Source organism: Marinobacter sp. 2_MG-2023 (assembly GCF_030546935.1).
GTDB lineage: Bacteria > Pseudomonadota > Gammaproteobacteria > Pseudomonadales > Oleiphilaceae > Marinobacter.
On the sequence record NZ_JAUOPH010000006.1, the window covers coordinates 275,079 to 298,815 of the forward strand.

A 23,737-nucleotide genomic window follows, 5' to 3' on the forward strand; every position below is an offset into this window, starting at 1 on the left:
GCTTTGGTTATGCCAGTTTGTTCTTTACCAGGCCGGCAATCGCCAGGCAGGATGTCAGCCCCGGCGACTCGATCCCGAAAAGGTTTACCAGCCCCGGAACACCGTGCTCATCGGGACCATCGACTCTGAAATCGAAAAAACCGCCCTTTGCGTCTTTCAATTTCGGCCGGATGCCAGCGTATGCAGGCTGAAGGCGGCCAACCTCAAGACCGGGCCACCACTGTTTTATGCCTGCGGCAAAACCACCTACCCGCTCAGGATCGACCGAATAGTCTTCTCGTTCAATCCACTCTACGTCCGGGCCAAAGCGCGCCTGCCCGGCCAGGTCAAGGGTAAGATGAACACCCAGCCCACCTGGCTCGGGAACCGGATAGATCAGGTTTCTGAATGGGTGGCGCCCGCTGTAGCTGAAGTAGACTCCCCTGGCGAGCCATTGGGAGGGCCGTTGCTCATCGGGAAACCCCAACCAGCTTCGAGTCAGTGGAACCGCCCCTAAACCGGCGGCGTTCACAAGACTACGGACTTTTAGTGTGCACGGAGAAGCGCCGGCAACCTGGAGCAGATGATAGTCACCCGCCGATTCAATCCGCTCGACCGGGGAGTGCAATGCGAGTGAGCCCCCCGCATCCTCCAGCTCACCCAGTAGCGCAAGCATCAGGCCATGGGTATCCAGAATGCCCGTTTCCGGCGACCAGAGCCCCGCAGTTACCCGGACGCCCGGTAACTGCCGCGCAACGTCCTTGCCACCCACAAGGGAAAGCGGGACATCATTGGCTGCAGCGTGCGATTGAATCCCTTCAAGCAAACGATTTTGCGCGTCATTGGTAGCTATTACCCACTTTCCGCACTTACGGTAGCCTACCTGGTGGCTTTCACAGAAGTCATACAGTTGCCTGCGACCTTCCACGCAAAGACGGGCTTTCAGCGAGTTCTGTGGATAATAGATTCCGGCATGGATGACTTCACTGTTACGTGAAGAAATGCCTTCACCGAAACGACTTCCTGCCTCGAGAACAATCACTTCCCTGCCTGACCGGGCAAGTGTCCGCGCCACTGCAAGCCCGACAACGCCGGCTCCGATCACAAGGGTATCCACTTCCAGAAGATCGCTTGTCACGTGATATTCCTGTTGCCTTTTTGATTGCCGACAGCCAGTTTCCGGAAGCCGAAAACCGTTGAAGCCTAAGGTACCCCAATACCCGCCGGGCCGGAACCCATGGAAACATCCCGTTCCCGCATTACGAGAGCACTGCCAAGAAGGTATACTTGGGGCCAAATTTACCAGCCTGGCTTCGTTTTATGATTAACGCCTCTCCCCACCCCTACGATGCCCTGACACCGGATGTCATTCTGGATGCCATGGAAGAGGTTGGTTTTGCGGTAAGTGGCCGGCTATTTGCTCTGAACAGCTATGAAAACCGGGTTTATCAAGTAGGGTTGGACGAAGGCGCCCCCATGATTGCCAAGTTCTATCGTCCCGGTCGCTGGACCGAAGAGCAAATACGGGAAGAGCACGAATATACTCTGGAATTGCTCGCCGCCGATATCCCTGTTGTCGCACCGCTGCTAATGCCATCCGGCGATACACTCGGCAAGCATGGTGACTTTTTCTTCGCGGTGTTCGATCAGCGTGGCGGCCAGGCACCTGATACCAGTGTTACCGACACCCTCTACCGATTGGGACAGTGGCTCGGCCAGATTCACAACATCGGCGCCCTGAAGCCATTTCAACATCGTGTCGCTCTCTCACCCCTGGACGGCATTGAAGCGAGCAACCAACTATTACTTGAAGGAAACTGGATTCCTAAGGACCTTCGGCCAGCCTGGGACAGCCTGATCCCGGACTTACTGAACCATTGTCGCGCCCGGATGGAAGATGCCGGAGAAGTTGAAACACTGCGACTGCACGGAGACTGCCACGCCGGTAATATATTGTGCCGCGATGAGCAGATGCTCTTCGTGGACCTGGACGATTGCCGTTCCGGCCCCGCCATCCAGGACATGTGGCTGCTACTGAATGGAGAGGATAGCGAGCGTGGCGCGCAGCTGGGCGAGTTACTGGAAGGCTATGAAATGTTCCGGGATTACAATCGTCGAGAGAGGCATTTGATTGAGCCTTTGCGCTGTTATCGGCAGATCAGCCATTGTGCGTGGCTTGCAAAGCGCTGGGATGATCCTGCGTTTCCGCGATTTTTCCCATGGTTTGCCCAGCCCAGATTCTGGTCAGATCAGGTGCTGTCCCTCAGAGAGCAGTTAGCTGCTCTGCAGGCGCCCTCCATAGCACTCCCCGGTCAATACTGAATATTCACTCACGTTTAAATTGAGGTAGGCATGAGCCAGAACGAGGCCCGTTACACCATCCGAAGCCTTTTTGTGACCGCTCTGGTCACTATTGTCGGTACCGTACTGGTGCTGGAGGTCAGCGGAAACATCAAGCATTCGGACAACAAGGATCATGTGCCTGTTGGCGACTTTCAGGCGATCCATATAACGCCGGGCGAGAGCTTCCGCATGTCACCCAAGGCCTCCGAGCTCCACGCCGCTTGTGAAAACGGGTACCTGGCTATCGCTGCTGATATAGACCCATCTTTCCGTGGCATCCTTGTCGACTACAAAAACCGCGGTGTACGCTGCTACCGGCCCACAGCCACGGCCCCGGCGGTCGTACCGCAACATGATGCACCGGATCAACAAGAGAACCCTGCCAGCGATGAGTAAGACCGACCGCTCTCCAGAACAGCAGACAGACCGGCTTTTCGCCACCGAACGACAGCCTGAAGACTTCCGGTTTGATGCGGCGGTTGCCCGCGTATTCCCGGATATGATCCGTCGCTCCGTGCCCGGATACACCACGATCATACCGATGATCGAAGTCATCACCGAACAGTATGCCCAGGCCAACTCCAACTGTTATGACCTGGGCTGCTCTCTTGGCGCCTCAACCCTGGCCATGCGCCACGGCATTTCGTTTGACAGCTGTTCTCTGGTGGGTGTTGATAACTCAGAAGCAATGATCGAGCGCTGCGAGCACTACATAGCCCTCGATGATCACGCCCAGCCGGTCAGCCTTCGCTGCGAGAACATTCAGGAGACGGAACTTACCAACGCATCCGTAACGACCCTGAATTTCACTCTGCAATTTGTTCCGCCGGGGCAGCGAAGCAGCCTGTTAAGTAAAATCGCTGCGGCTACCCGGCCTGGAGGCGTCCTGATCCTTTCGGAAAAAATCTGCTTCGACTCAGAGGAAGAACAGGCCATTCAGACACGCCTTCATCATGAATTCAAACGTGCGAATGGATATTCGGACCTGGAGATCAGTCAGAAGCGCAGCGCCATTGAACAGGTATTGATTCCGGAAACACTGGATGCACACAAGCAGCGCCTTGAAGAGGCGGGGTTTGACCGTGTTCTGGTCTGGTATCAGTGCTTCAACTTCGTATCCATGCTGGCGATCAAGGCCGACTGAACCCTATACGGAGAGCGACCAGAGAACATGCCGAATTTTGACTGGAAAACCTGTTTCAGACAGCTCCTGACTGAACTGGACGATACCGGCCAAAGCGACTGGGCAGATCTAATCAGAGCCCAGCTAAGCCGCCGTTTTGAGGATAATCCCCACGGTGACCTTGGCCGCTGGCAAACAGCCCTGGGCAGCCTCCCTGTCATTGCCGAAACAACCGCCGAGCTCAACACCTCCTCCATTACGCTTCGCTCAGCGGCTCCCCTGAACCCTGACCAACAGGATGACCTTGAGAAAGGACTCAGGGGGCTTATGCCCTGGCGCAAGGGCCCTTTCGATTTTTTCGGCACCCACATTGATACCGAATGGCGTTCCGACTGGAAGTGGGATCGGATTTCACCTTATATTTCTGACCTTAAGGGGCGCCGCATTCTGGACGTGGGGTGTGGCTCCGGATACCACTGCTGGCGCATGCTGGGTGAAGGCGCTGAGCGGGCAATCGGTATAGATCCGGGATTACTGTTCATGTTCCAGTTTCTCAGCGTAAAACGCTATTTGCCTGAGTCTCCGGTGGATCTATTACCGATACGCATGGAAGACCTCCCTCAAGGGCTCGAAGCCTTTGATACCACCTTCTCCATGGGCGTGCTCTACCACCGCCGGTCACCCCTCGATCACCTGCTGGAGCTCAAAGGCACCTTACGCAGGGGTGGTGAACTGGTACTCGAAACTCTGATCGTGGATGGGCCGGAAGGTTACAGCCTGATGCCTGAGGACCGCTATGGGCAGATGCGCAACGTATGGTTTTTACCGAGCTGTGACACTTTACTAAGGTGGCTGGACCGGGCCGGATTCCGCAACGCCCGCGTTGTGGATGTCTCGGTAACCAGCACTGACGAGCAGCGCAGCACAGACTGGATGCGTTTCAATTCGCTTCATGACTTTCTGGACCCGGATGATCCCACAAAAACCATCGAAGGTTATCCCGGGCCAAAGCGGGCCACGATTATTGCTGAGAAACCCTGAACATAAAAAAAGAGCACAAAAAACCCGCTGTGCCGATTTGGCAGAGCGGGTTTTCCCTTCTCTTAGCGCTTAGCAGCCAAAAGGATGACGCAGTACAATCGTTTCAATGCGGTCTGGGCCGGTTGAAATAATATCGATTGGCGCTTCAATCTGCTGCTCAAGGAAACGGATATAGGCTTTAGCATTTTCCGGCAACTGATCGAGTTCAGTCAGCCCGAATGTGCTTTCGTTCCAGCCCGGCAACTCTGCATATACCGGCTCAATATCCTTATAGCTGTCGCAACCGATCGGTGGACGGGTGATTTCACCTTTTGGGGTTTTATAGCCCACGCAAACCTTCACGGTTTCAAGCCCATCAAGAACATCCAGCTTGGTAAGACAAATGCCGGATACACTGTTGATCTGGATAGCATGGCGAAGAGCAACTGCATCAAACCAGCCACAACGGCGTGAGCGACCGGTTGTAGTACCGACTTCGTTGCCTTTCACCGCCAGATGCTGCCCCATGTCATCAAAAAGCTCAGTGGGGAACGGGCCAGAACCCACGCGAGTGGTATAGGCTTTTGTAATACCAAGTACATAATCCAGATACAGAGGACCGAAACCAGAGCCCGTAGCTGTGCCGCCAGCAGTCGTATTGGAAGAGGTTACATACGGATAGGTTCCCAGGTCTATATCGAGCAATGAGCCCTGGGCGCCCTCAAACATAATATCCTGACCACGCTTGCGATAGTCATGGAGCAAGTCGGTAACATCCGCTGCCATCGGCAGGATTTCTTTACCCATTTGCATCAGCTCTTCCAGAGCCGCATCGACATCTTCAGCTTCTTCCTTGAAGTACTCGGTCAGCACGAAGTTGTGATAGGACATGATTTCCCGCAGCTTCACTTCAAAGTCTGCCGGGCTGTGGAGATCACCAAGACGAACTCCGCGGCGTGAAACCTTGTCTTCATAAGCCGGACCTATGCCCCGGCCAGTGGTACCGATCTTGTCGTTTCCTTTCGCGCGTTCACGGGCCTGATCAATTCGCACGTGTGTGCGCAGTATGATCGGGCATGCCAGACTGATACGCAGACGGTCGCGAACCGCTACACCAGAGGCTTCCAGCCCACGGACTTCCTTGAGAAGAGCCTCCGGCGACAAAACCACGCCGTTTCCAATCAGGCACTGAACGTTTTGCCGGAGAATGCCTGAGGGAATCAGATGCAGAGCCGTTTTTTTGCCGTCAATTACCAGAGTGTGGCCCGCATTGTGGCCGCCCTGAAAACGAACTACCGCTCCGACTTTTTCAGTCAGAAGATCGACGATTTTACCCTTGCCTTCATCACCCCACTGGGTGCCCAGCACAACAACGTTTTTACCCATGATTATCTCTCAATGCGCACACGGCATGGCGTGCGTCTTGCAAATTTGGCAAATGTACTTTCACACGTTCGTAACAACTCGCCGACTTCAGCTGAGCGACTGAACGACCCAATGATCACCCTGTTTTACCAGCTTCCGATCACACCCCCGGGTCAAGGGATTCACCCCGCTGTCTTCTGGTAGCGCCCGGACAACGACATCGGTCATCCGTAGTTCCGAGACGGCCTGTTCCAGCGCTACATCATTGTCTGCAGGCGCCCAAACCGCTTTGCTGCGACAAACCGAACGTTTACCCAGAGCGACCAGAGCCCGAATATCCAGGCTAAACCCCGTAGCCGGGCGGGCACGCCCAAAATCACTGCCAATGGCGTCGTAACGGCCACCTTTTGCCACTGAGTCGCCATGACCAGGGACATAAGCCGCAAACACCAGACCGGTGTGGTAGTTGTATCCCCGCAGCTCGCAGAAATCGAAACCAAAGCTGACTTCCGGGAAGTCTCTTTCCAGCATCTCTGCAACCCGACCCAGTTGATCCAGCGCCGCGCTGAGGTTATCTGACGCACCACTCAGTATTCGACGTGCCTCAGCCAGCGCTTCCGGACCGCCGCTGACGCGAGCAAGCTCACGAAGCCTCGCTCCCGCCGACCCACTCGGGCAGTCACCAAGAAGCCTGTCCAACTCGGGTACAGACTTCCGCGCCATAGCGTCAAAGATAGCCGCACTGGTATCACGATCAAATTCGGCTTCACCAATGAGGCTTTCGTAAATGGACACATGAGCCAGATCCAGATGGACTCTCGGGAGGCCGGCAACGCGAAGGGCCTCCAGCATCAGGCTGATCACTTCCAGATCCGCAGATTCAGAGGCACTGCCAAACAGCTCACAACCCGCCTGAATCGGCGTACGCCCCGTCAGCATATGTTTCGGACGGGTATGCAGCACATGCCCGGCATAACAGAGACGAGTAACTCCCTCCTGACCCAGAGTGTGAGCATCAATGCGCGCAGCCTGAGGCGTCATATCGGCACGAACACCCATCATGCGCCCCGTCAGCTGATCAGTCAGCTTGAAGGTCTGCAACTCCAGGTCATGTCCTGTGCCGGTAAAAAGGGATTCGAGGTATTCGATAAGCGGAGGAATTACCAGTTGGTAGCCCCAGCGCTGGCAGGTATCCATTACATCCCGGCGCAGGGATTCTATCTGTCCGGCCAGGGGCGGCAAAATATCTTCTACCCCGTCCGGCAGTAACCAGCGATCAGATACTGTCATGAGATTCCGTAGTCCATCCCGCACACTCCTGTCAGTGGTTCAGAAGAAGTATGCAGATTTGTAGGGTGACATTCGGGGCAGAGAAACCCGAACCAAAACCTGAGGGATTTTACACTGTTGGCGCGCACAAAAAAACCGGAATACCAAGGTATTCCGGTTTTCAGGCGTGCAGGGCGAGTTTTAGCTTCCGCCCTTCGAATCCTTCATGAATTTCAGGAATTCACTGTTGGAGTCGATAACCATTACGTCGTCTTTGCTGGAAAAGGTGTTCCTGTAAGCCTGCAGGCTACGGTAGAAGCTGTAGAACTCCGGATTGGAGCCGTAGGCCTCCGCGTAGATACGGGCCGCTTCGCCATCGCCTTCGCCTCGCGTTTCTTCTGCGGATGCGAATGCTGCCGCCAGGGTAACCGTTTTCTGACGGTCGGCATCAGCGCGAATGCCTTCGCCCAACTCACGTCCCCTGGAGCGGAACTCCTGCGCCAGTTTTTCACGCTCAGTAGCCATACGGCGATAAACGTTTTCACTGACCTGCCCCGGAAACTCGATAGCCTTGACACGGATGTCTATCACATCGATACCAAATTCCTTGACGGACGTTTCATTAACGCGGTCACGCAGAGTGTGCATCAGTTCGTCGCGCTGACCTGAAACCACCTCATGCATGGTACGGACACCAAATTCATCTCGCAGGCCATTATCCACCCGGGACAACAGAAGCGACTGAGCGCGGAACTCGTCTCCACCTGTGGCCCGGTAGAACTGGTCCACATCCCGAATTTTCCAGGCGATGTAGGAGGTAACATCCAGCGGTTTCTTCTCAACCGTCAGATACTGCCGCGAAGGCAGATCCATGGTGAGAAGCCGGATATCAAACTCCCTGACCTGATCGATGACCGGCACCTTGAAGTGAATGCCAGCCTTGATGTCGGTCTCAACCAACTCACCAAATCTCAGCATTACCCCACGATGGGTTTCCGGAATAATGTAAACGCTCGAAAGTACCAGCAGGACAACGATAAGAGCGCCTGCAAGACCCACTACACTTTTAGGTCCCATAATTATCTGCTCCTCCGGGTATTAGTGTCCTGCCTGGTTCGAATTTCCTGGATAACCTGGTCTGTAACCGTCTGGATATCCATATCGCTACCGCTGCTGGAAGACTGGTTTCCGCTGCGTGGCAGAGCGCCCTGAGTCATGCGATCCAACGGCAGAAGCATCATGTTGCCACTGCTTTCGGTATCCACGAGAATCTTGCTGCTGTTAGACAGAACCGTTTCCAGTGTCTGCAGGTACATGCGTTCACGGGTTACATTCGGCGCCATCTGATAAACCGCCAACAACTCGAGGAAACGTGCGGTTTCACCGCGAGCCCTTTCGGTAACCTCTTCTTTATAGGCGCTGGCTTCTTCAATCATGCGCTGGGCTTGACCACGGGCTTCCGGAACAACCTTGTTACGGTAGGTTTCCGCTTCTTCCTTCACACGCTGTTCATCCTCACGAGCTCGCTGAACCTCACGGAAAGCGTCCTGTACAGCTGGTGGCGGCTGGGTACTTTCAACGTTAACCCGAACAATCTGAAGACCAGTTTCGTACTCCTGAAGAAAGCCCTGGAGACGTTGTTCAACCCGAACAGCCAGTTCAGCCCGCCCCTCTGTGAGCACGTCATCCAGCGTCGAACTGCCAACCTCGTGGCGCAGAGCACTGTCTGTTGCGAAAGCCAAAGCCTGGTTTGAGTCCCTGACATTCAGCACATAGTCACGTGCATCGCCGACCCGGTACTGTACTTGAAGGTCAACCGTTACCAGATTCTCGTCCTGGGTCAGCATCTGGCCGCTGGACTGGGCAGTTCTGACACTTGTGACCAATACCTTGGTGACATCATCAATCAGAGGCACCTTGAATCTCAGGCCGGGGTTTTCAGTTTTGGAAAACTCGCCGAACCGCAACACAACAGCGCGCTCCTGCTCGTTTACCGTATAGAAGGACTGAAAAATCACGTAACCCACGACAAGAATAGCTGCGAGTGCGAGAACCGCACCAAAGCTGCCTGCTGCACCTGAACCGCCGCCACTGTTGCCGCCGTCGCCTCCGGATTTCTTGCCTTTACCACCCAGCATTTTGTTCAGTTTGTCGAGGCCTTTTTTCAGTGCCTCATCAAGGTCTGGTGGTCCCTGATCATTGCCGCGACGACCACCACCAGTTCCCCATGGGTCATTGTCGTTGCGGTTTCCACCCGGTTCATTCCAGGCCATAGTGCTCTCCGTTCCTAACGTGTCGAATGGTTGCAAATACTAGGGACTTATCATCGCCCCGGCAATAGCTGCTATGGTTTCAGGCGTGCCCGTCATCCAGGCGCACTGTTTCTTCATTCACGCCCGCACGGCTCAGCAATTGCAGCCAGTCCCGGCGTTGCAGTCGGATTTCGAGTACCGTATCCCCGGTTTCCCGGTATTCTTCACTCAGCACCGAACCTGCCTCATGCAGGAGCGCCCGGAGCTTGCCATCGGCAGGCCCGAGCAAAACAAATTGGTGTACAACGTCTTCAGCCAGTCTCTCGACGATGGCATCGTAGAGCCCATCCAGCCCCTCGCCTGTAACAGCCGAAACCCAGGCTCGGACAGGCACACCCTCTTCGTTGCGCTCAACCCGAGGCGCAAAATCATCTAACAAATCGATTTTATTGAACACCTGAAGCACAGGAATTTCGTCGGCACCAATTTCCGCCAGCACTTCCTCAACTTGCTCAATATTTTCGTCACGACGGCTGTCGTGACAGTCAACAATGTGCAACAGAATGGTAGCTTCCGTGGTCTCTTCGAGAGTTGCCCGGAAGGCTTCAACCAGTTTGTGCGGCAGATGCCTGATAAAACCCACCGTATCCGCCATTACGACCGCCCCGATATCCGGAAGTTCCAAACGCCGGATGGTTGGATCCAGAGTCGCGAACAACTTGTCCGCAGCATATACGGAGGACGTGGTAATTTGGTTGAAAAGAGTGGATTTTCCGGCGTTGGTGTAGCCTACCAGAGATACCGTAGGAATATCAGCGCGCTTGCGCGCCCGACGACCCTGATTACGTTGGCTGCGAACCTTCTCAAGCCGCTTGTTAATGGACTTGATGCGCTCGCGCAGCAACCTGCGGTCGGTTTCCAGCTGGGTCTCACCCGGGCCACGCAGACCAATACCGCCTTTCTGCCGCTCAAGGTGTGTCCAGCCGCGTATCAGGCGCGTCGACATATGTTCAAGCTGCGCCAACTCTACCTGCAATTTGCCTTCGTGCGTGCGAGCACGCTGAGCAAAAATATCCAGAATAACGCCCGTTCGATCCAACACACGGCATTTGAGCTCATGTTCAATATTTCGCTCCTGGCTGGGCCTCAGAGCATGATTGAACAGAACGACATCGGCATCGTGCAGCGCTACCGCATCGCGAATTTCCTCAAGCTTGCCTTCCCCAACAAACAACTTTGGGCTGGGCTGCTTACGGGAACCGGTTACAATTCCAACCGACTCAACTCCGGCCGATGACACAAGCTCCCGGAATTCATCCGGATCTTCCGAGCCGTCATGGGACGTAAAATCGATGTGCACGAGTATCGCTCGCTCACCTACATCCGGGCGTTCAAACAATGGGTATCAACTCCGAAACAGTCAGGCTGTTATCCTCTTAAAAACAAACACCCGCGGCCATCGGAGCCAGAAGGCTCGTCAGGGGCGCGGGTGACAATGCTGGAAAACTGAATTGGTTCAGTCTTCAGGTTCACCATCTTCCGCCGGGTTCTGCTGGGGAATGCGAACATTCCTGGCAGGAACGACAGTAGAGATTGCATGCTTGTAAACCATCTGGCTGACGGTATTTTTCAGTAAAATCACAAATTGGTCAAAAGACTCTACCTGCCCTTGCAGTTTGATGCCGTTAACCAGAAAAATGGAAACCGGAATGCGTTCCTTGCGTAAGGCATTGAGGTAAGGGTCTTGTAGTGAGTGCCCTTTTGACATGTATGTTCTCCTGTTTATTGGTAAATGCAGATCGTCAATATTCTGAATTCAATGTGGTGCGAAGTCTGACTTTTTTCAAGGCTGCCTCAGCGATAAAACCGTCTTCGCTATCCAACCAGTTCAAATCCGACCACTTTCGAAGCCACGTGAGCTGCCGTTTGGCAAGCTGACGAGTGGCTGCGACACCTTTACTTACAAATGCGTCATAATCATCAGCACCGGCCAAATGGCTCCATGCCTGTCGATAACCGACACAGCGCATGGACGGAAGTTCCGGATATAAATCACTTCTGGCCATCAGTGCCCGAACCTCGTCGAGGAAGCCCGCTTCCAGCATATTGAGGAAGCGCGTATGTATCCTCTCATGAAGCACCCGCCTATCTGAGGGCGCCACAGCTAACTGCGTTACAGTATACGGAAGCGATAAACTTTCGTCTGCCTGCCATTTAGTATAGTAGGTGTAATCCTTAATGCCTTGTTGGCCTGCCTCTTGCCGCTGCGGCTGGCTGCTCTCCGCTTCCCAGAACGAGGAAATCGGTCGGCCTGTCAGGCGAATCACCTCCAGGGCTCGCAGGAGACGCTGGCGATTATTCGGGTGAATCAGCTCTGCTGCTATAGGATCTTTGGCCAGCAGCTCTTCATGGAGGGCAAGCCACCCCTTCGCATCGGCCTCCATTTCCAGGGCTTTACGAAGTTCGGGGCTGGCAGAAGGCAGCCCAGACATTCCATGTAAAAGCGCTTTGAAGTACATCATGGTTCCGCCGACTAACAATGGAATACGGCCTGCCCTGGCGACCAGATCCATTTCAACCAGCGCATCCCTACGAAAGTCAGCAGCGGAATAGGTTTCTGCGGGGTCGCAGATATCGATCAGCCGGTGCGGTGCGTGTGCCAGCTCATCCGCACTGGGCTTGGCCGTGCCTATATCCATCCCGCGATAGATCATCGCTGAGTCTACGCTGATGATGTCACAAGGCAGTTGTTCGCAAAGCGCCATGGCCAAATCTGTTTTACCAGACGCTGTAGGCCCCATCAGAAAGATGGCGGGTGGTGCTTTGGAGAGCTCTCTCGACGGCACCCTAGCGACCCCGCAGAAATAGCTTATCCAGCTCCGCGAGCGTCACGAGCGTCCAGGTGGGGCGCCCATGGTTACACTGGCCACTGCGCTCCGTTGCTTCCATGTCCCGTAGTAGCGAGTTCATTTCCGGAATGGTCAATTGACGATTTGCCCGCACCGAACCGTGGCAGGCCATGGTACCGAGAAGCTCGTGGGTAACCGCTTCAACCCGGTCGCTCTGGCCGTGCTCGATCAGGTCCGAAAGAACATCCCTTACGAGCTGTTCGGTATCCGCTCCCCGCAGCAGGGCGGGCACTTGACGGACGGCAAGCGTTTCGGGACCTATACGCTCAATCTGCAGCCCGAGCTGCTGTAACTCTTCTCCGTGAGTCTCCGCCAAAGCAGCCTCTTTCTGACTCACAGCAAGAGACAAAGGCACCAGCAGCGGCTGGCTTTTGAGATCCTGCTCGGCCAAAGCACGCTTCATTCGCTCATAGGTAATCCTTTCGTGGGCGGCGTGCATGTCTACCACGATCATCCCGGCACTGCTCTGGGCCAGCACATAGATACCGTGCAACTGCGCAATAGCGTAACCCAGAGGCGGCTCCTCATGACCACCTGTGCTGGCAGCATGATCCAGCGGAGAAGTCGCGATAGCTGCCGCATCTCCAAACGATGTCGGCTCGTGCGGAGCACTGACACCCCCACCACCAAGGGACTGGTAAAAAGCCATCTGATCACTGGCCCGCCATTCCTGCTGCGGTGCCGCCTGGCCGCCAAAACTGGTCGCAGCAGCATGACCTCCACTGGCAGGCATCGCAGGCTGACCATTCCAGGGCTGAGCCTGAGCCAATGATTCGCCCGCTACCGCTTCTCCCTGCCCCGAACCTTCGCGACCGAAGGACTGCGCCACTGCGCCACGAAAGTGGTCATCCGGTCGGACATCCGCCAACGCCTTATGCAACGTGCGGAATATAAAATCGTGCACCAGTCGACCGTCACGGAAGCGCACTTCGTGTTTGGTCGGGTGCACGTTCACATCAACCGTAGCCGGATCAACTTCAAGATAGAGAACAAAAGCCGGATGGCGATTGTTGTACAGCACATCGCGGTAGGCCTGGCGAACAGCGTGCGCAACCAGCCTGTCCCGGATTACCCGGCCATTGACAAAGAAATACTGCAAATCGGCCTGGCTACGAGAGAATGTGGGCAAGGCCACCCATCCCCAAAGGCGGAGCCCTGTGGCTTCTGCATCGATCACCACCGCATTATCGATAAACTTCTGACCGCAAAGAGCTCCAATACGGCGCTCTCTGTCCACCATGGATTCTGCTGGCCGAAGATTCTGAACAACCCGCTGGTTGTGACGCAGAGAAAAACCAGCATCAAACCTGCTGAGCGCCTGGCGCCGCACACACTCTTCTACATGATTGAATTCGGTTTTCTCAGTACGCAGAAACTTGCGCCGCGCCGGAGTATTGAAAAAGAGATCCCGGACTTCAACGGTGGTGCCCACAGGATGCGCAGCCGGTGAGATCAACGCATCCATATCGCGACCTTCAACCTCCACCCGGGAAGCCGCTTCCTGTCCGTGCGTACGGGACGTCAGCGCAAGACGCGAAACAGAACTGATACTGGCCAGGGCCTCGCCCCGGAAACCAAGTGAGGCTACTGCCTCAAGATCATCAAGGCTGGCAATTTTGCTGGTGGCATGGCGACTAAGCGCCAGAGGCAAGTCATCTTCCGCGATACCGCTACCGTCATCGCGCACCCGGATCAGCTTTACGCCACCCTGCTCTACTTCCACATCTACGCGGTCCGCGCCCGCATCGAGCGCGTTTTCAACCAGTTCCTTGACGACAGATGCAGGGCGTTCAACTACCTCGCCCGCGGCAATCTGGTTTGCCAGCCGCGGCGAGAGCAATCGGATGGAGGGCATATTTCGGGACTACCTCTTGTTCAGGATGAGGGGATACGAATGGTTTGCCCTACCATAACACGGTCGTCCCTAAGGCCGTTATACTGCATAAGCTCGCTGACGGTGGTCTGATTTTCCCGCGCCACGCCCGAAAGCGTATCGCCACTCTGGACCCGGTACTGGCTCACACGGCTGCCTCCCTGACTGTTCTGTTTCTGCCAGGCCAACAAGGTGCCAGGCGGGGGTGTTTTACGAAAATACTCGTCAACACCCTTCATAATGGCGCCGGCCAACTTGCGGCGATACCAATCGGTTGCCAGATTCTTCTCTTCCTGAGGATTGGAGATAAACCCTGCCTCAACGAGAATGGATGGAATATCAGGAGATTTGAGAACCGCGAACGCTGCCTGCTCTACCCCCGGCTTATGCAAATGGGCCACACCATTGAGTTTGCCAAGTATCGAGCTGCCCACCCCCAGACTGGCGTTAATACTGGCCGTCATGGACAGATCGAGTAACACGCCCGCCAGCATATCGTCGCGCCCATCGAGAGATACACCACCGGTGCCGCCGATCAAATCAGAGCGGTTTTCACTCTGCGCCAGCCAGCGCGCGGTTTCACTGGTAGCGCCGCGCTGAGACAGCGCGAACACTGAGGCGCCCTTGGGCTGAGGCGTCCTGAAAGCATCCGCGTGCACTGACACGAACAGGTCTGCGCTGTATTTACGGGCCAGAATGGTGCGATTTCTCAGACCGATGTAATAGTCGCCGGTTCGGGTGAGTTTGGCGGTATAACCTGGCTGCTTGTTAATCATATCCGCGAGAATTTGTGCCATCTTCAGGACTACATCTTTTTCCCGCGTGCCTCGTGGACCTATGGCTCCGGGGTCCTCACCACCGTGACCTGCATCGATAACCACAATAACATCACGCTTGCCGGCTGAATCATGAGTTACCGTAGGCTTGCTCGCTTTCTCTAATCGACTGCCGTTTTCATCAATGAGATCAAGTACGAGGCGATGCCCATACTGCTGGTTGGGCTCCAATTGGAAGCTCCGGGGCTTGATGTCACTGGCAAGATCAAGAACCACCCGCAAATCGGTGCCATTACGCGTGGCACTGCGGATACGCCGGACGGGACTACCAGACAGATCGAGTTTGGAAAAATCTGTTTTCAACCGGGTATCCTTGAGATCAATCACCAGACGGGAAGGATTACTCAGCGCAAACATGTTGTGATTAACCTTACCCGCGGTATCCAGTACCAGGCGAGTATGATCCGGCGCGGGCCAGATGCGGATGCCATCAACCTGAGTGCCGGCCTGTACGGTCACACTTGCCGTAAGCAAGCACAACGACACCAGAGCAATCATTGTCTTCATCGTAAGTTTGATTTTCATCATACAACTTGCCTGTTTATCCAGTGCCGGTCCGTTAATGGCCCGGACCGATCAGTTCCAATTCGTTCAAAAGTGATGCGCCCATTTCCGAGCGCGCCCGAACAACCACGGAGCGCCCTTCGCCCTGATGTTCAAGGTGTATTTCAATGTCCGGCGCAGGCAACAGTCCCTCGCCGCGTTCTGGCCATTCAATAAGGCAAATACTCTGGCCGTTGAAGTAATCACGTATACCCATGTATTCCAACTCTTCAGGGTCGCCCAACCGATACAGATCAAAATGGTAGGCCGGCGGCTCCAAATCTTCGTACGGTTCAACAAGCGTGTAAGTGGGACTCTTTACAGCACCCTGATGCCCGAGCCCCCGGATAACTCCGCGACTGAGCGTGGTCTTACCCATCCCGAGGTCGCCTTCGAGAAACACCGTCAGCCCCTGACCCATTTGTTTTGCAAGGCGAGCAAGCTCGGCACCGAGATTTTCTGTTTCGGCCTCGCCTTCCAGAAACAGTCTGCGCTCGTTCCCGAAGATACTCATTCCTCCCCCTTACAGAAACTGCTGTGCGGCTCTGCTTTCCGGAAAACCTGCGGCAACGCATCGATTACATCCGTTGGGATCAGCCCCATATAGCCTTTTTCCAGTGAGGCCCGGCCAGCGGCTTCCAGGTGCACGACTGCACCGATCGTGGCGGCAGCTGCCGGTGAGTCGACCATCTGTGCGTAAAGTGCACCGATGACTCCCGACAAAACATCACCCATGCCCCCCGTCGCCATGCCCGGGTTGCTCCCACCGGCAATATCCACTTCTTTCTTCCCAGAGGCGACGATCGTACCCGCCCCTTTGAGCAAAACCGCGCCACCGTATAAAGACTGGAGTTTTTTAGCTGCAGCCACACGATCCGCCTCTATTTCCGGAACCTCGCAACTCATTAGCCTGGCTGCTTCTCCCGGGTGCGGCGTCAGAATCTGATTGCCTGCAGACATAGCCGCTCTGGAACACAACAGGTTCAGGGCATCTGCATCCAGAACACGGGGTTTACCGCTTGCAACTACTTGTTGCAGCATCTGCTGCCCCCATGAGCCCTGACCTATACCCGGCCCGCACACCACTACCGTGGCAGCATCCAGCAGCGCTGGCAGTTCTGAACCGTGCGTCACGCCATGAGCCATTAACGAGGGACACCGAGCCAGCGCAGCCGTCACATGCTCGGGGCGGGTCGCCAACGTAACCAGCCCGGCGCCGGAGCGTGCAGCCGCTTCTGCTGCCAACAAACCAGCCCCACCAAAACCCCGGTCTCCAGCAACGACCAATACATGGCCGAATTGCCCCTTGTGGGCGTTGGCCTGACGCGCAGGCAACCAGTCACGAACCGAGGGCCAAAACTGAAGCATGGCCAGAGGCCTCTCACCGCTCTCGCTGACCCCGGTACCGGCAATCAGTGACTCGAAAACCACATCGCCACACACTGCAGCTCCCTGCCCGGTATACAGGCCGACCTTGCGACCAATGAAAGTAACGGTGAGGTCGGCTTTAACTACGTCTCCCTTGGCGGCACCGGTGGTGGCGTTCAGCCCGGACGGCAAATCCACTGCCAGCACCGGAATTCCAGAACGGTTGCAGCGTACAATTACCCCCGAAAATGGCTCTCTGGGTGCACCGGAAACACCTGTACCCAGCATGGCATCGACAATGAGGCCAGCGTTTTCAAAAAAAGAATCCCACTCAGGCTCACCGATACCCGCCAGTTCCTGAACCTTCACACCGTCGGCAACAGCGTTTTGCCAGGCCTTGCGTGCATCTCCACTCAATTTCTCCGTGGGAGCAACCGCAACACAGTGCACAACCAATCCGTGCCGCACGGCGTTGGCCGCTATCAGATAACCATCACCACCGTTATTGCCGGCACCGCAAAGAACCAGCAACGGCTCACCATTAGGCCAGCGCACAACCAGCCGGCGAAACGCCGCGCGTGCAGCAGCCTGCATCAGCGCGAAACCATCAACGCCCTGCTGTTCGATCAGATAATGATCGATACGGCGCACGGAATCGGCTGAAAACAGCGCATCTGATAAACTGCCCCCAGCGTGCTGCGGCATGAACCTTTGCCCCCGTTACAGAAACCGGTTTAAGAAAATTGGCCAGCTACCTGTAAAGCATAGCAAAACCATGGAAAAGGTCATAACTTAATCAAATTAAATATCCTTATTTCCAGCGCCTGCGAAACAGAGACATCAGCGGAAACTATGAGCACGACCGAATCCAACACGTTCCCCATCCCGGAACTGACTGATTTACCAGAACTTATCCGGCAATGGGCCAGCGACCTCGGCTTTTCGGATGCAGGCATCACAACGGCGGAGACCGGCGAACATGCCCGGCACCTGCAAGACTGGCTGGACAGTGGCTACCAGGGCGAGATGGAGTACATGGGGCACCACGGGGACAAGCGCTATACGCCGAATTCTCTCGTGCCCGGTACAATCCGGGTGATCTCCGTGCGCATGGATTACATGCCAACACCAGACAGCCCGAAAGAAGCACTTACTAACCGGGAAAACGCCTACATTACCCGCTACGCTCTTGGCCGCGACTATCACAAGCTGATCCGGAAGCGGCTCGCGACACTGGCAAAGAAAATTGACGAGGCAGTAAGTGGCTATGATCACCGCGCCTTCGTAGACAGCGCACCTGTGCTGGAGCGAGCGCTTGCGCAACGCGCCGGTCTGGGCTGGATCGGCAAGAACAACATGTTGATTCATCCGAAGGCAGGGTCGTTCTTTTTTCTTGGTGAAATATTTACCAGCGCCCCCCTGCCGGTTGATACACCCTTCGAGACCGATCATTGCGGCAGCTGTTCTGCCTGCCTCGACATGTGCCCGACAGATGCCTTTGTGGGTCCACACAAGTTGGATGCCCGGCGCTGCATCAGCTACCTCACCATAGAGCTGAAAGGCAGCATCCCGGAGGAGTTGCGAACTCTGATGGGCAATCGGGTATTTGGTTGCGACGATTGTCAGCTCGTGTGCCCCTGGCAAAAATTCAAGAAACCCACCCGCGAAGATGATTTCCAGCCAAGACACGGCCTGGACAATAGTTCGCTGGCAGAGCTTTTTTTATGGACGGAGGAGCAGTTCCTGAAGCGGACAGAGGGTTCAGCGATTCGCCGAACGGGATACGAGGGCTGGTTGCGGAATCTGGCGGTAGGGCTAGGTAATGCGCCTACCACCATTCCGGTGACCGAAGCCCTTAAACAGCGCGCAGACCATCCCTCCGAGTTGGTCCGCGAGCATGTTCAATGGGCCCTGGCGCAGCACGGTTTATAATTTAAAGAAGTGTTCCCGGTAGTGGCGCAGTTCGTTGATGGAATCGCGAATATCATCCAGTGCCAGGTGACTGCCCTGCTTCTTTACGCCTTCCAGAACATCCGGGCGCCAGCGACGAGCCAGTTCTTTTACGGTGGAAACGTCAAGGTTGCGGTAGTGGAAAAAGTCTTCAAGCTCGGGCATGTATTTTACGAGGAAGCGGCGGTCCTGGCCGATGCTGTTGCCGCACAGAGGGGATTTGCCCTTTTCCATGTATTCTTTTAGGAAGGCGATGGTTTGCTGCTCTGCTTCGGATTCTGAAACGTTACTTTCGCGGACGCGTTTGGTCAGGCCGCTCTCGCCGTGGGTTCGGGTGCACCATTCGTCCATGGAGTCCAGCAGGCTGTCGGGTTGGTGAATCGCAACAACCGGCCCTTCAGCGACCAGGTTCAGTTCTGAATCGGTGATGATGGTGGCCATTTCGATGATGCGTTCTTTTTCCGGATCAAGGCCGGTCATTTCCAGATCAATCCATACCAGGTGGTTGCCTGCTGACATTCTACTTTCCTCGTTAACCAAACATCGGTGGTAGGCGGGGCTGCCTTTTACCTGCCGGGAACCGCTACAAGCACATCCATGTGCGCTTGACTCCGGCCATCCATGGCCTCCGACATTCCCGGCAGGTAAAAGACAGCCCCACCCCATAATTCGCCGTTATATCGTGGTGAAACAGCCATATTAAAGCCGCACATAATTAATTACCGTATGATGTCACAGCAACGTCACCACTTTCATCTGTGTTATTTGAGACTTTATGGCAAAACGGCAACTGAACAAGCAGCAGCAATTCCGGATCAAGAAGGTTCAGGAGGAGCGTGCCGCACGTGCAGCTCGCAAGGAGAAATCGGTTCAGGCACAGGCCGATGCCGGCGAACTGGGGCCAGAACAGGAAGGGCTGATTATTGCTCACTATGGGCAGCAGCTTGATGTGGAAGCCCTGGAGGGCGAACACAAGGGTGATGTTGTGCGCTGCTTTGTTCGGGCAAATATCGACAGCCTGGTAACAGGTGACCGGGTTATCTGGCGGCCAGGCAAGAGCGAGACGGGCGTGATTGTTGCGCGCTGCGAACGCGATAATTTGCTGCAACGGCCGGATAACTTTGGTGCTGTGAAGCCGGTAGCGGCCAACATTGATCACATTATTCTGGTGATTGCGCCGGAGCCTGAGCCCCACGACAACCTGATTGACCGATACCTGGTGGCATCAGAGACCACAGATATTCCTGCCGTCATTCTTTTGAACAAGACAGATCTGATCACGGACCGTAACCGGGCGCAGATTGACGCATTGCTGGAGCGCTATGCGGCGCTGGGCTACGAGATAGTACGCACCTCAGCCGTGCAGTTCGACGGCGCACCTTCACCGGAAGTCGAGGCGCTGGTAAAAGGCAAAACGAGCGCGTTTGTAGGTCAGTCTGGCGTCGGGAAGTCATCGATTATTCAGACACTCATGCCCGATGAGGCAATTCGGGTTGGTGCGGTTTCAGAAAGTACGGGCAAAGGCGTTCACACCACCACGACAGCAAAGCTTTTCCACCTGCCGATGGGCGGTGATCTGATTGACTCACCGGGAATCCGGGAGTTTGGCCTCTGGCATATGTCACCTAGCGAAATCGAATATGGCTTTCGCGAGATTCGCGATGTGATTGGCTACTGTAAATTTCGCAATTGCCGGCATATGGGCGACCCTGGCTGCGCCATCGATGCAGCAGCAGAATCAGGCAAGCTCAGCCCGGAACGGCGCCGGAGTTTTCACCGTATTCTTGAAGATATGGCGGAACAGCAGTCCCGGGGCTTAAAAGCCAACTGATACCGCACGACCCACAGATCTACCAGTTCAGTTCGCCGGGCGCAGGTTCAGGGTTTTCGTCCAACCAGTCTCCGCTCTGAAGGCTTTCCTGAGCCTTTTCCTGCTCTTGTTCAGATGGGGCCGTAACATCAATCAAAGGCACGCCTTCGGCGCTGGCACTGCTTTGAATGCTGTTCACGGTTTTCTTGTTCAGCACAATAATGGAAATCCGGCGATTTATGGGTGCCGTCGGCTCACTCTGATCAAACAATACGGAATCACTAAGCCCCACGACTCTTGCAATCTGTTGGGCACGCACACCGCCAGCAACAAGAGCCCTGCGTGCAGTATTCGCGCGATCGGCCGAGAGTTCCCAATTCGTATAGCCCGGGCGCCCGCCAAAGGGCGTGGCGTCCGTATGACCGGTAATGCTTACCCTGTTATCCACAGACCCAAGGGTTTTCGCAAGCTCGAACAGGATATCTTGCGAGTAGTATTTCAATTCAGCCTTGCCGATATCGAACATGGGGCGACCTGAGCGGTCAACGATCTGGATTCGGAGCCCTTCATCCGTGATATCAATCAACAGCTGATCCTTGAATTCCTGCAGCGTTTCGTTCTCGTCGATGCGTTGCTTCAACTCTTCAAACAATTCGTTCATACGGCGCTGCTCGAGAGTATCCGAGAGTGCATCCACTACATTTTCACTGATTGCAATCTGGCCTGGATCGACATCCATGCTTGCTTCGTTAATAACAGATGCACTGCCCTCAAGGTCTACAGGGTTGGGAGATCCACCATCCGTGAAGCCCACCGGATCGCGAAAATAACCTTCCACCGCTTTTTTCTGTTCCGGAGAGGCTGTCGCTGTTAACCAGAGCACCAGAAAGAAGGCCATCATCGCTGTAGCAAAGTCGGCAAACGCCACTTTCCAGGAGCCGCCATGATGGCCCCCGGCAACAACTTTTTTACGCTTGATGATGATCGGCTGCTGTTCCAAGACTCGGCTCCGGGTTCAGGTTGTGCTATTTGGCGCGCACATGATCGTTCAGTTCCTGAAAACCAGGGCGTTTGTCAGTTGGCAATGCTTTGCGTCCAAACTCGATGGCCATCTGGGGCGCCTGCCCTGACACTGTGGCAACAATTGCGGATTTGACGCACTCATAGGCTTTGAGCTCATATTTTGCGGCATGCTCCATGGCGATGGAGGTTGGGCCCACAAAACCATAACCCATCCATATTCCCAGAAAAGTTCCTACCAACGCTGCTGCCACACTCAGACCAATGCGCTCGGGCCCCTCGCTCAGAAAGTTCATGGTGATAACAATACCCAGCACGGCAGCCACAATACCAAGGCCAGGAAGGGCATCAGCGATTTTGTTTACCGCGTGGGCTGGCTCTTCAAGCTCGTGCTGACGGCTGTCAATTTCACTTTCCATCATGCCTTCAAGCTCATGGGTAGCCATGTTTCCGGCACTGATTATTCGCAGATAATCGGTAATGAATGCCAGCAGCTCTTTTGATTTCATAATGGCCGGGTAACGACTGAAAATCTGGCTGGATTCCGGGTTATCTATGTCTTCCTCAATAGACATTACGCCTTGCTTGCGGGATTTATCAAAGATCTCGTAGAGCATGCTCAGCAAATCCATGTAATAGGATTTGTTGAACGGGGACCCTGTCAGCAGGCGCATGATTCCAGAGAATACTTCCTTGACGGTGTGCAGCGGGTTGGCAATCACGAACGAACCAAGGGCTGCGCCGAAGATAATGAGAAGCTCTGTCGGTTGCCACAACACCATAAGATTGCCGCCATGGAGGACATACCCACCAAGAACGCTGGCGATGACAATAATTGAGCCAATAATAAGTAACATGGGAAGAATGTGAGCCTTTGAATTGAAGGAATCGGCCTGCGCCGGTAATGATCGTGCATTTTCTGGACTGATCATAGCAAGCCCCTGCATTATCCGCGAAGCTACGAAACAATTTCTATACATACAGACGTCTGCGCAACACACTTGCAGTACTATTTGATAAACTTGGGGTCTTTGAGCACCGAGGATCTCTTTTCAATGTTCGACAAGCTGTTTGTCCTGAGTCAGTACGTCACTCCGCAACTGACAGTGTCGCACGCGGCCGGCCGTCTTGCAGACAACGACCGTGCCCCTGCGCTTAAAAATCGTGTGGTCAAATGGTTCGTGAAGCGTTACGACGTAGACATGAGTGAGGCCGCCGAAGAGGACCCGACGGCCTACGCCAGCTTTAACGCATTTTTTACCCGTGCGCTGAAGCCCGGCCTCCGCCCCATTGCCGAAGGCGCAAGCACCTTCGTAAGCCCTGCGGATGGCACCATAAGCCAGCTGGGCCATGTAACCGGCGACCGGGTCTTCCAGGCCAAAGGCCAGTCTTTCAGCCTGACCGAACTGCTCGGCGGAGACACTCAGCGGGCGGATGCTGTCTCAGAGGGTGAGTTTTCAACCATCTACCTTTCCCCGAAGGACTACCATCGAGTCCATATGCCCATGGCGGGCACGCTTCGGGAGATGACCTATGTTCCTGGCAAACTGTTTTCAGTAAACCCGGTTACCGCTGAGAATGTTCCTAACCTATTTGCCCGCAATGAGCGTGTTGTCTGCATGTTTGATACTGCGGCGGGCCCTATGGCGATGGTTCTTGTAGGTGCGATGATTGTCGGCAGCGTGGAGACGCCCTGGGCAGGCGTTGTGGCTCCCAATAGCAGTGGCGTAAAGACGATCTCCTATGAAGGCGAGAGTGCTATCTCGTTTGCCAAAGGCGAGGAAATGGGGCGTTTCCGCCTGGGCTCTACGGTGGTAATGGTTATGCCCAAGGGTAGCGTTAGCTGGGACGCTGAGCAGATTGCGGGGAAGCGGGTTCGTATGGGTGAGGCATTTGGTAAGGTTGGCGTTTGATTGCGCCCAGGCCTGCCTGAAACGGAGTTCGACGCTGTCGGGGGGGGGGGGGGGGGGGGGGGGGGGGGGGGCGGCCCCCCCCCCCCCCCCCCCCACAAAAAAAAAAAAAAAAAAATAGATAAGGAAGAAAAAAAAAAAAAAAAAAAAAAAAAAAAAGAGGATTT

Annotated in this window: 22 protein-coding genes; 7 read left to right on the plus strand and 15 right to left on the minus strand. The window is 55.1% G+C overall.

Features of this window, described 5'->3' with window-relative positions; translation table 11 throughout:
- Positions 1–7 precede the first annotated feature (7 nt).
- Positions 8–1,276 carry an NAD(P)/FAD-dependent oxidoreductase gene (locus Q4501_RS16700; protein WP_303597395.1) on the minus strand — a complete coding sequence of 423 codons (1,269 nt, stop codon included), beginning with the start codon at positions 1,274–1,276 and terminating at the stop codon, positions 8–10.
- A 23-nt stretch (positions 1,277–1,299) separates the two neighbouring features.
- Between Q4501_RS16700 and Q4501_RS16705 the strand changes: the two genes are divergently transcribed.
- From Q4501_RS16705 to cmoB, 4 genes are read left to right on the plus strand one after another with little or no spacing between them, the layout of a single operon-like run.
- Positions 1,300–2,301 carry a serine/threonine protein kinase gene (locus Q4501_RS16705; RefSeq protein WP_303597396.1) on the plus strand — a complete coding sequence of 334 codons (1,002 nt, stop codon included), beginning with the start codon at positions 1,300–1,302 and terminating at the stop codon, positions 2,299–2,301.
- Positions 2,302–2,331: 30 nt separating this feature from the next.
- The gene (locus tag Q4501_RS16710) at positions 2,332–2,718 is read left to right on the plus strand and encodes a kinase (protein WP_303597397.1); all 387 of its coding nucleotides are present in this window, start codon (positions 2,332–2,334) and stop codon (positions 2,716–2,718) included.
- Positions 2,711–3,466 (plus strand): carboxy-S-adenosyl-L-methionine synthase CmoA, encoded by a 756-nt coding sequence (cmoA, locus tag Q4501_RS16715; protein WP_303597398.1) that lies wholly within the window; start codon positions 2,711–2,713, stop codon positions 3,464–3,466. The genes Q4501_RS16710 and cmoA overlap by 8 nt, the downstream gene beginning before the upstream one ends.
- A gap of 27 nt (positions 3,467–3,493) precedes the next feature.
- Complete coding sequence (cmoB, locus tag Q4501_RS16720; protein ID WP_303597399.1) at positions 3,494–4,486, plus strand: tRNA 5-methoxyuridine(34)/uridine 5-oxyacetic acid(34) synthase CmoB; 993 nt, start codon at positions 3,494–3,496, stop codon at positions 4,484–4,486.
- Between the two features lie 69 nt (positions 4,487–4,555).
- On the opposite strand, the gene Q4501_RS16725 is transcribed toward cmoB, so the two are convergent.
- From Q4501_RS16725 to Q4501_RS16775, 11 genes are all read right to left on the minus strand, one after another.
- Positions 4,556–5,851, minus strand: coding sequence for an adenylosuccinate synthase (locus Q4501_RS16725; protein ID WP_303597400.1), 1,296 nt, complete (start codon positions 5,849–5,851; stop codon positions 4,556–4,558).
- 87 nt (positions 5,852–5,938) lie between these two features.
- A complete protein-coding gene (locus Q4501_RS16730; protein WP_303597401.1) occupies positions 5,939–7,120 on the minus strand; it encodes an ATP phosphoribosyltransferase regulatory subunit in 1,182 nt (393 codons plus the stop codon).
- 180 nt (positions 7,121–7,300) lie between these two features.
- Positions 7,301–8,176, minus strand: a complete 876-nt coding sequence (gene hflC / locus Q4501_RS16735) for a protease modulator HflC (protein ID WP_303597402.1) — start codon at positions 8,174–8,176, stop codon at positions 7,301–7,303.
- 2 nt (positions 8,177–8,178) lie between these two features.
- Entirely contained in the window at positions 8,179–9,372 is a 1,194-nt protein-coding gene (hflK, locus tag Q4501_RS16740; protein WP_303597403.1) for an FtsH protease activity modulator HflK, read from the minus strand.
- Between the two features lie 79 nt (positions 9,373–9,451).
- Positions 9,452–10,750, minus strand: a complete 1,299-nt coding sequence (gene hflX / locus Q4501_RS16745; RefSeq protein ID WP_303597404.1) for a ribosome rescue GTPase HflX — start codon at positions 10,748–10,750, stop codon at positions 9,452–9,454.
- Positions 10,751–10,867: 117 nt separating this feature from the next.
- Positions 10,868–11,119, minus strand: a complete 252-nt coding sequence (hfq, locus tag Q4501_RS16750) for an RNA chaperone Hfq (RefSeq protein ID WP_072796627.1) — start codon at positions 11,117–11,119, stop codon at positions 10,868–10,870.
- A 34-nt stretch (positions 11,120–11,153) separates the two neighbouring features.
- Entirely contained in the window at positions 11,154–12,152 is a 999-nt protein-coding gene (miaA, locus tag Q4501_RS16755) for a tRNA (adenosine(37)-N6)-dimethylallyltransferase MiaA (RefSeq protein WP_303597428.1), read from the minus strand.
- 46 nt (positions 12,153–12,198) lie between these two features.
- Entirely contained in the window at positions 12,199–14,115 is a 1,917-nt protein-coding gene (mutL, locus tag Q4501_RS16760) for a DNA mismatch repair endonuclease MutL (protein ID WP_303597405.1), read from the minus strand.
- A 20-nt stretch (positions 14,116–14,135) separates the two neighbouring features.
- Entirely contained in the window at positions 14,136–15,467 is a 1,332-nt protein-coding gene (locus Q4501_RS16765; protein WP_303597429.1) for an N-acetylmuramoyl-L-alanine amidase, read from the minus strand.
- A gap of 61 nt (positions 15,468–15,528) precedes the next feature.
- Positions 15,529–16,026, minus strand: a complete 498-nt coding sequence (tsaE, locus tag Q4501_RS16770; protein ID WP_303597406.1) for a tRNA (adenosine(37)-N6)-threonylcarbamoyltransferase complex ATPase subunit type 1 TsaE — start codon at positions 16,024–16,026, stop codon at positions 15,529–15,531.
- Entirely contained in the window at positions 16,023–17,585 is a 1,563-nt protein-coding gene (locus Q4501_RS16775; protein WP_303597407.1) for an NAD(P)H-hydrate dehydratase, read from the minus strand. Before Q4501_RS16775 ends, tsaE begins: the two co-directional genes overlap by 4 nt.
- Before the next feature lie 147 nt (positions 17,586–17,732).
- On the opposite strand from Q4501_RS16775, the gene queG reads away from it, so the two are divergent.
- Complete coding sequence (queG, locus tag Q4501_RS16780) at positions 17,733–18,812, plus strand: tRNA epoxyqueuosine(34) reductase QueG (protein ID WP_303597408.1); 1,080 nt, start codon at positions 17,733–17,735, stop codon at positions 18,810–18,812.
- Here queG and orn read toward each other — a convergent pair.
- Positions 18,807–19,349 carry an oligoribonuclease gene (gene orn, locus Q4501_RS16785; RefSeq protein ID WP_303597409.1) on the minus strand — a complete coding sequence of 181 codons (543 nt, stop codon included), beginning with the start codon at positions 19,347–19,349 and terminating at the stop codon, positions 18,807–18,809. The two genes, queG and orn, sit on opposite strands and share 6 nt — an antisense overlap.
- Before the next feature lie 256 nt (positions 19,350–19,605).
- On the opposite strand from orn, the gene rsgA reads away from it, so the two are divergent.
- Complete coding sequence (rsgA, locus tag Q4501_RS16790; protein WP_303597410.1) at positions 19,606–20,661, plus strand: small ribosomal subunit biogenesis GTPase RsgA; 1,056 nt, start codon at positions 19,606–19,608, stop codon at positions 20,659–20,661.
- Positions 20,662–20,680: 19 nt separating this feature from the next.
- Here rsgA and motB read toward each other — a convergent pair whose 3' ends face one another.
- Entirely contained in the window at positions 20,681–21,640 is a 960-nt protein-coding gene (motB, locus tag Q4501_RS16795; RefSeq protein ID WP_303597412.1) for a flagellar motor protein MotB, read from the minus strand.
- Positions 21,641–21,665: 25 nt separating this feature from the next.
- Entirely contained in the window at positions 21,666–22,517 is an 852-nt protein-coding gene (gene motA / locus Q4501_RS16800) for a flagellar motor stator protein MotA (RefSeq protein WP_303597430.1), read from the minus strand.
- 198 nt (positions 22,518–22,715) lie between these two features.
- Between motA and asd the strand changes: the two genes are divergently transcribed.
- Complete coding sequence (gene asd, locus Q4501_RS16805; RefSeq protein ID WP_303597413.1) at positions 22,716–23,573, plus strand: archaetidylserine decarboxylase; 858 nt, start codon at positions 22,716–22,718, stop codon at positions 23,571–23,573.
- The last annotated feature ends 164 nt before the right edge of the window (positions 23,574–23,737 follow it).

Excerpts from the sequence above, each read along its gene's own strand:
- Q4501_RS16705 (WP_303597396.1), top strand. The coding sequence starts at position 1,300 with ATGATTAACGCCTCTCCCCACCCCTACGATGCCCTGACACCGGATGTC.
- Q4501_RS16710 (WP_303597397.1), top strand. The coding sequence starts at position 2,332 with ATGAGCCAGAACGAGGCCCGTTACACCATCCGAAGCCTTTTTGTGACC.
- cmoA (WP_303597398.1), top strand. The coding sequence starts at position 2,711 with ATGAGTAAGACCGACCGCTCTCCAGAACAGCAGACAGACCGGCTTTTC.
- cmoB (WP_303597399.1), top strand. The coding sequence starts at position 3,494 with ATGCCGAATTTTGACTGGAAAACCTGTTTCAGACAGCTCCTGACTGAA.
- Q4501_RS16725 (WP_303597400.1), bottom strand. The coding sequence starts at position 5,851 with ATGGGTAAAAACGTTGTTGTGCTGGGCACCCAGTGGGGTGATGAAGGC.
- Q4501_RS16730 (WP_303597401.1), bottom strand. The coding sequence starts at position 7,120 with ATGACAGTATCTGATCGCTGGTTACTGCCGGACGGGGTAGAAGATATT.
- hflC (WP_303597402.1), bottom strand. The coding sequence starts at position 8,176 with ATGGGACCTAAAAGTGTAGTGGGTCTTGCAGGCGCTCTTATCGTTGTC.
- hflK (WP_303597403.1), bottom strand. The coding sequence starts at position 9,372 with ATGGCCTGGAATGAACCGGGTGGAAACCGCAACGACAATGACCCATGG.
- hfq (WP_072796627.1), bottom strand. The coding sequence starts at position 11,119 with ATGTCAAAAGGGCACTCACTACAAGACCCTTACCTCAATGCCTTACGC.
- miaA (WP_303597428.1), bottom strand. The coding sequence starts at position 12,152 with ATGGGGCCTACAGCGTCTGGTAAAACAGATTTGGCCATGGCGCTTTGC.
- mutL (WP_303597405.1), bottom strand. The coding sequence starts at position 14,115 with ATGCCCTCCATCCGATTGCTCTCGCCGCGGCTGGCAAACCAGATTGCC.
- Q4501_RS16765 (WP_303597429.1), bottom strand. The coding sequence starts at position 15,467 with ATGATTGCTCTGGTGTCGTTGTGCTTGCTTACGGCAAGTGTGACCGTA.
- tsaE (WP_303597406.1), bottom strand. The coding sequence starts at position 16,026 with ATGAGTATCTTCGGGAACGAGCGCAGACTGTTTCTGGAAGGCGAGGCC.
- Q4501_RS16775 (WP_303597407.1), bottom strand. The coding sequence starts at position 17,585 with ATGCCGCAGCACGCTGGGGGCAGTTTATCAGATGCGCTGTTTTCAGCC.
- queG (WP_303597408.1), top strand. The coding sequence starts at position 17,733 with ATGAGCACGACCGAATCCAACACGTTCCCCATCCCGGAACTGACTGAT.
- orn (WP_303597409.1), bottom strand. The coding sequence starts at position 19,349 with ATGTCAGCAGGCAACCACCTGGTATGGATTGATCTGGAAATGACCGGC.
- rsgA (WP_303597410.1), top strand. The coding sequence starts at position 19,606 with ATGGCAAAACGGCAACTGAACAAGCAGCAGCAATTCCGGATCAAGAAG.
- motA (WP_303597430.1), bottom strand. The coding sequence starts at position 22,517 with ATGTTACTTATTATTGGCTCAATTATTGTCATCGCCAGCGTTCTTGGT.
- asd (WP_303597413.1), top strand. The coding sequence starts at position 22,716 with ATGTTCGACAAGCTGTTTGTCCTGAGTCAGTACGTCACTCCGCAACTG.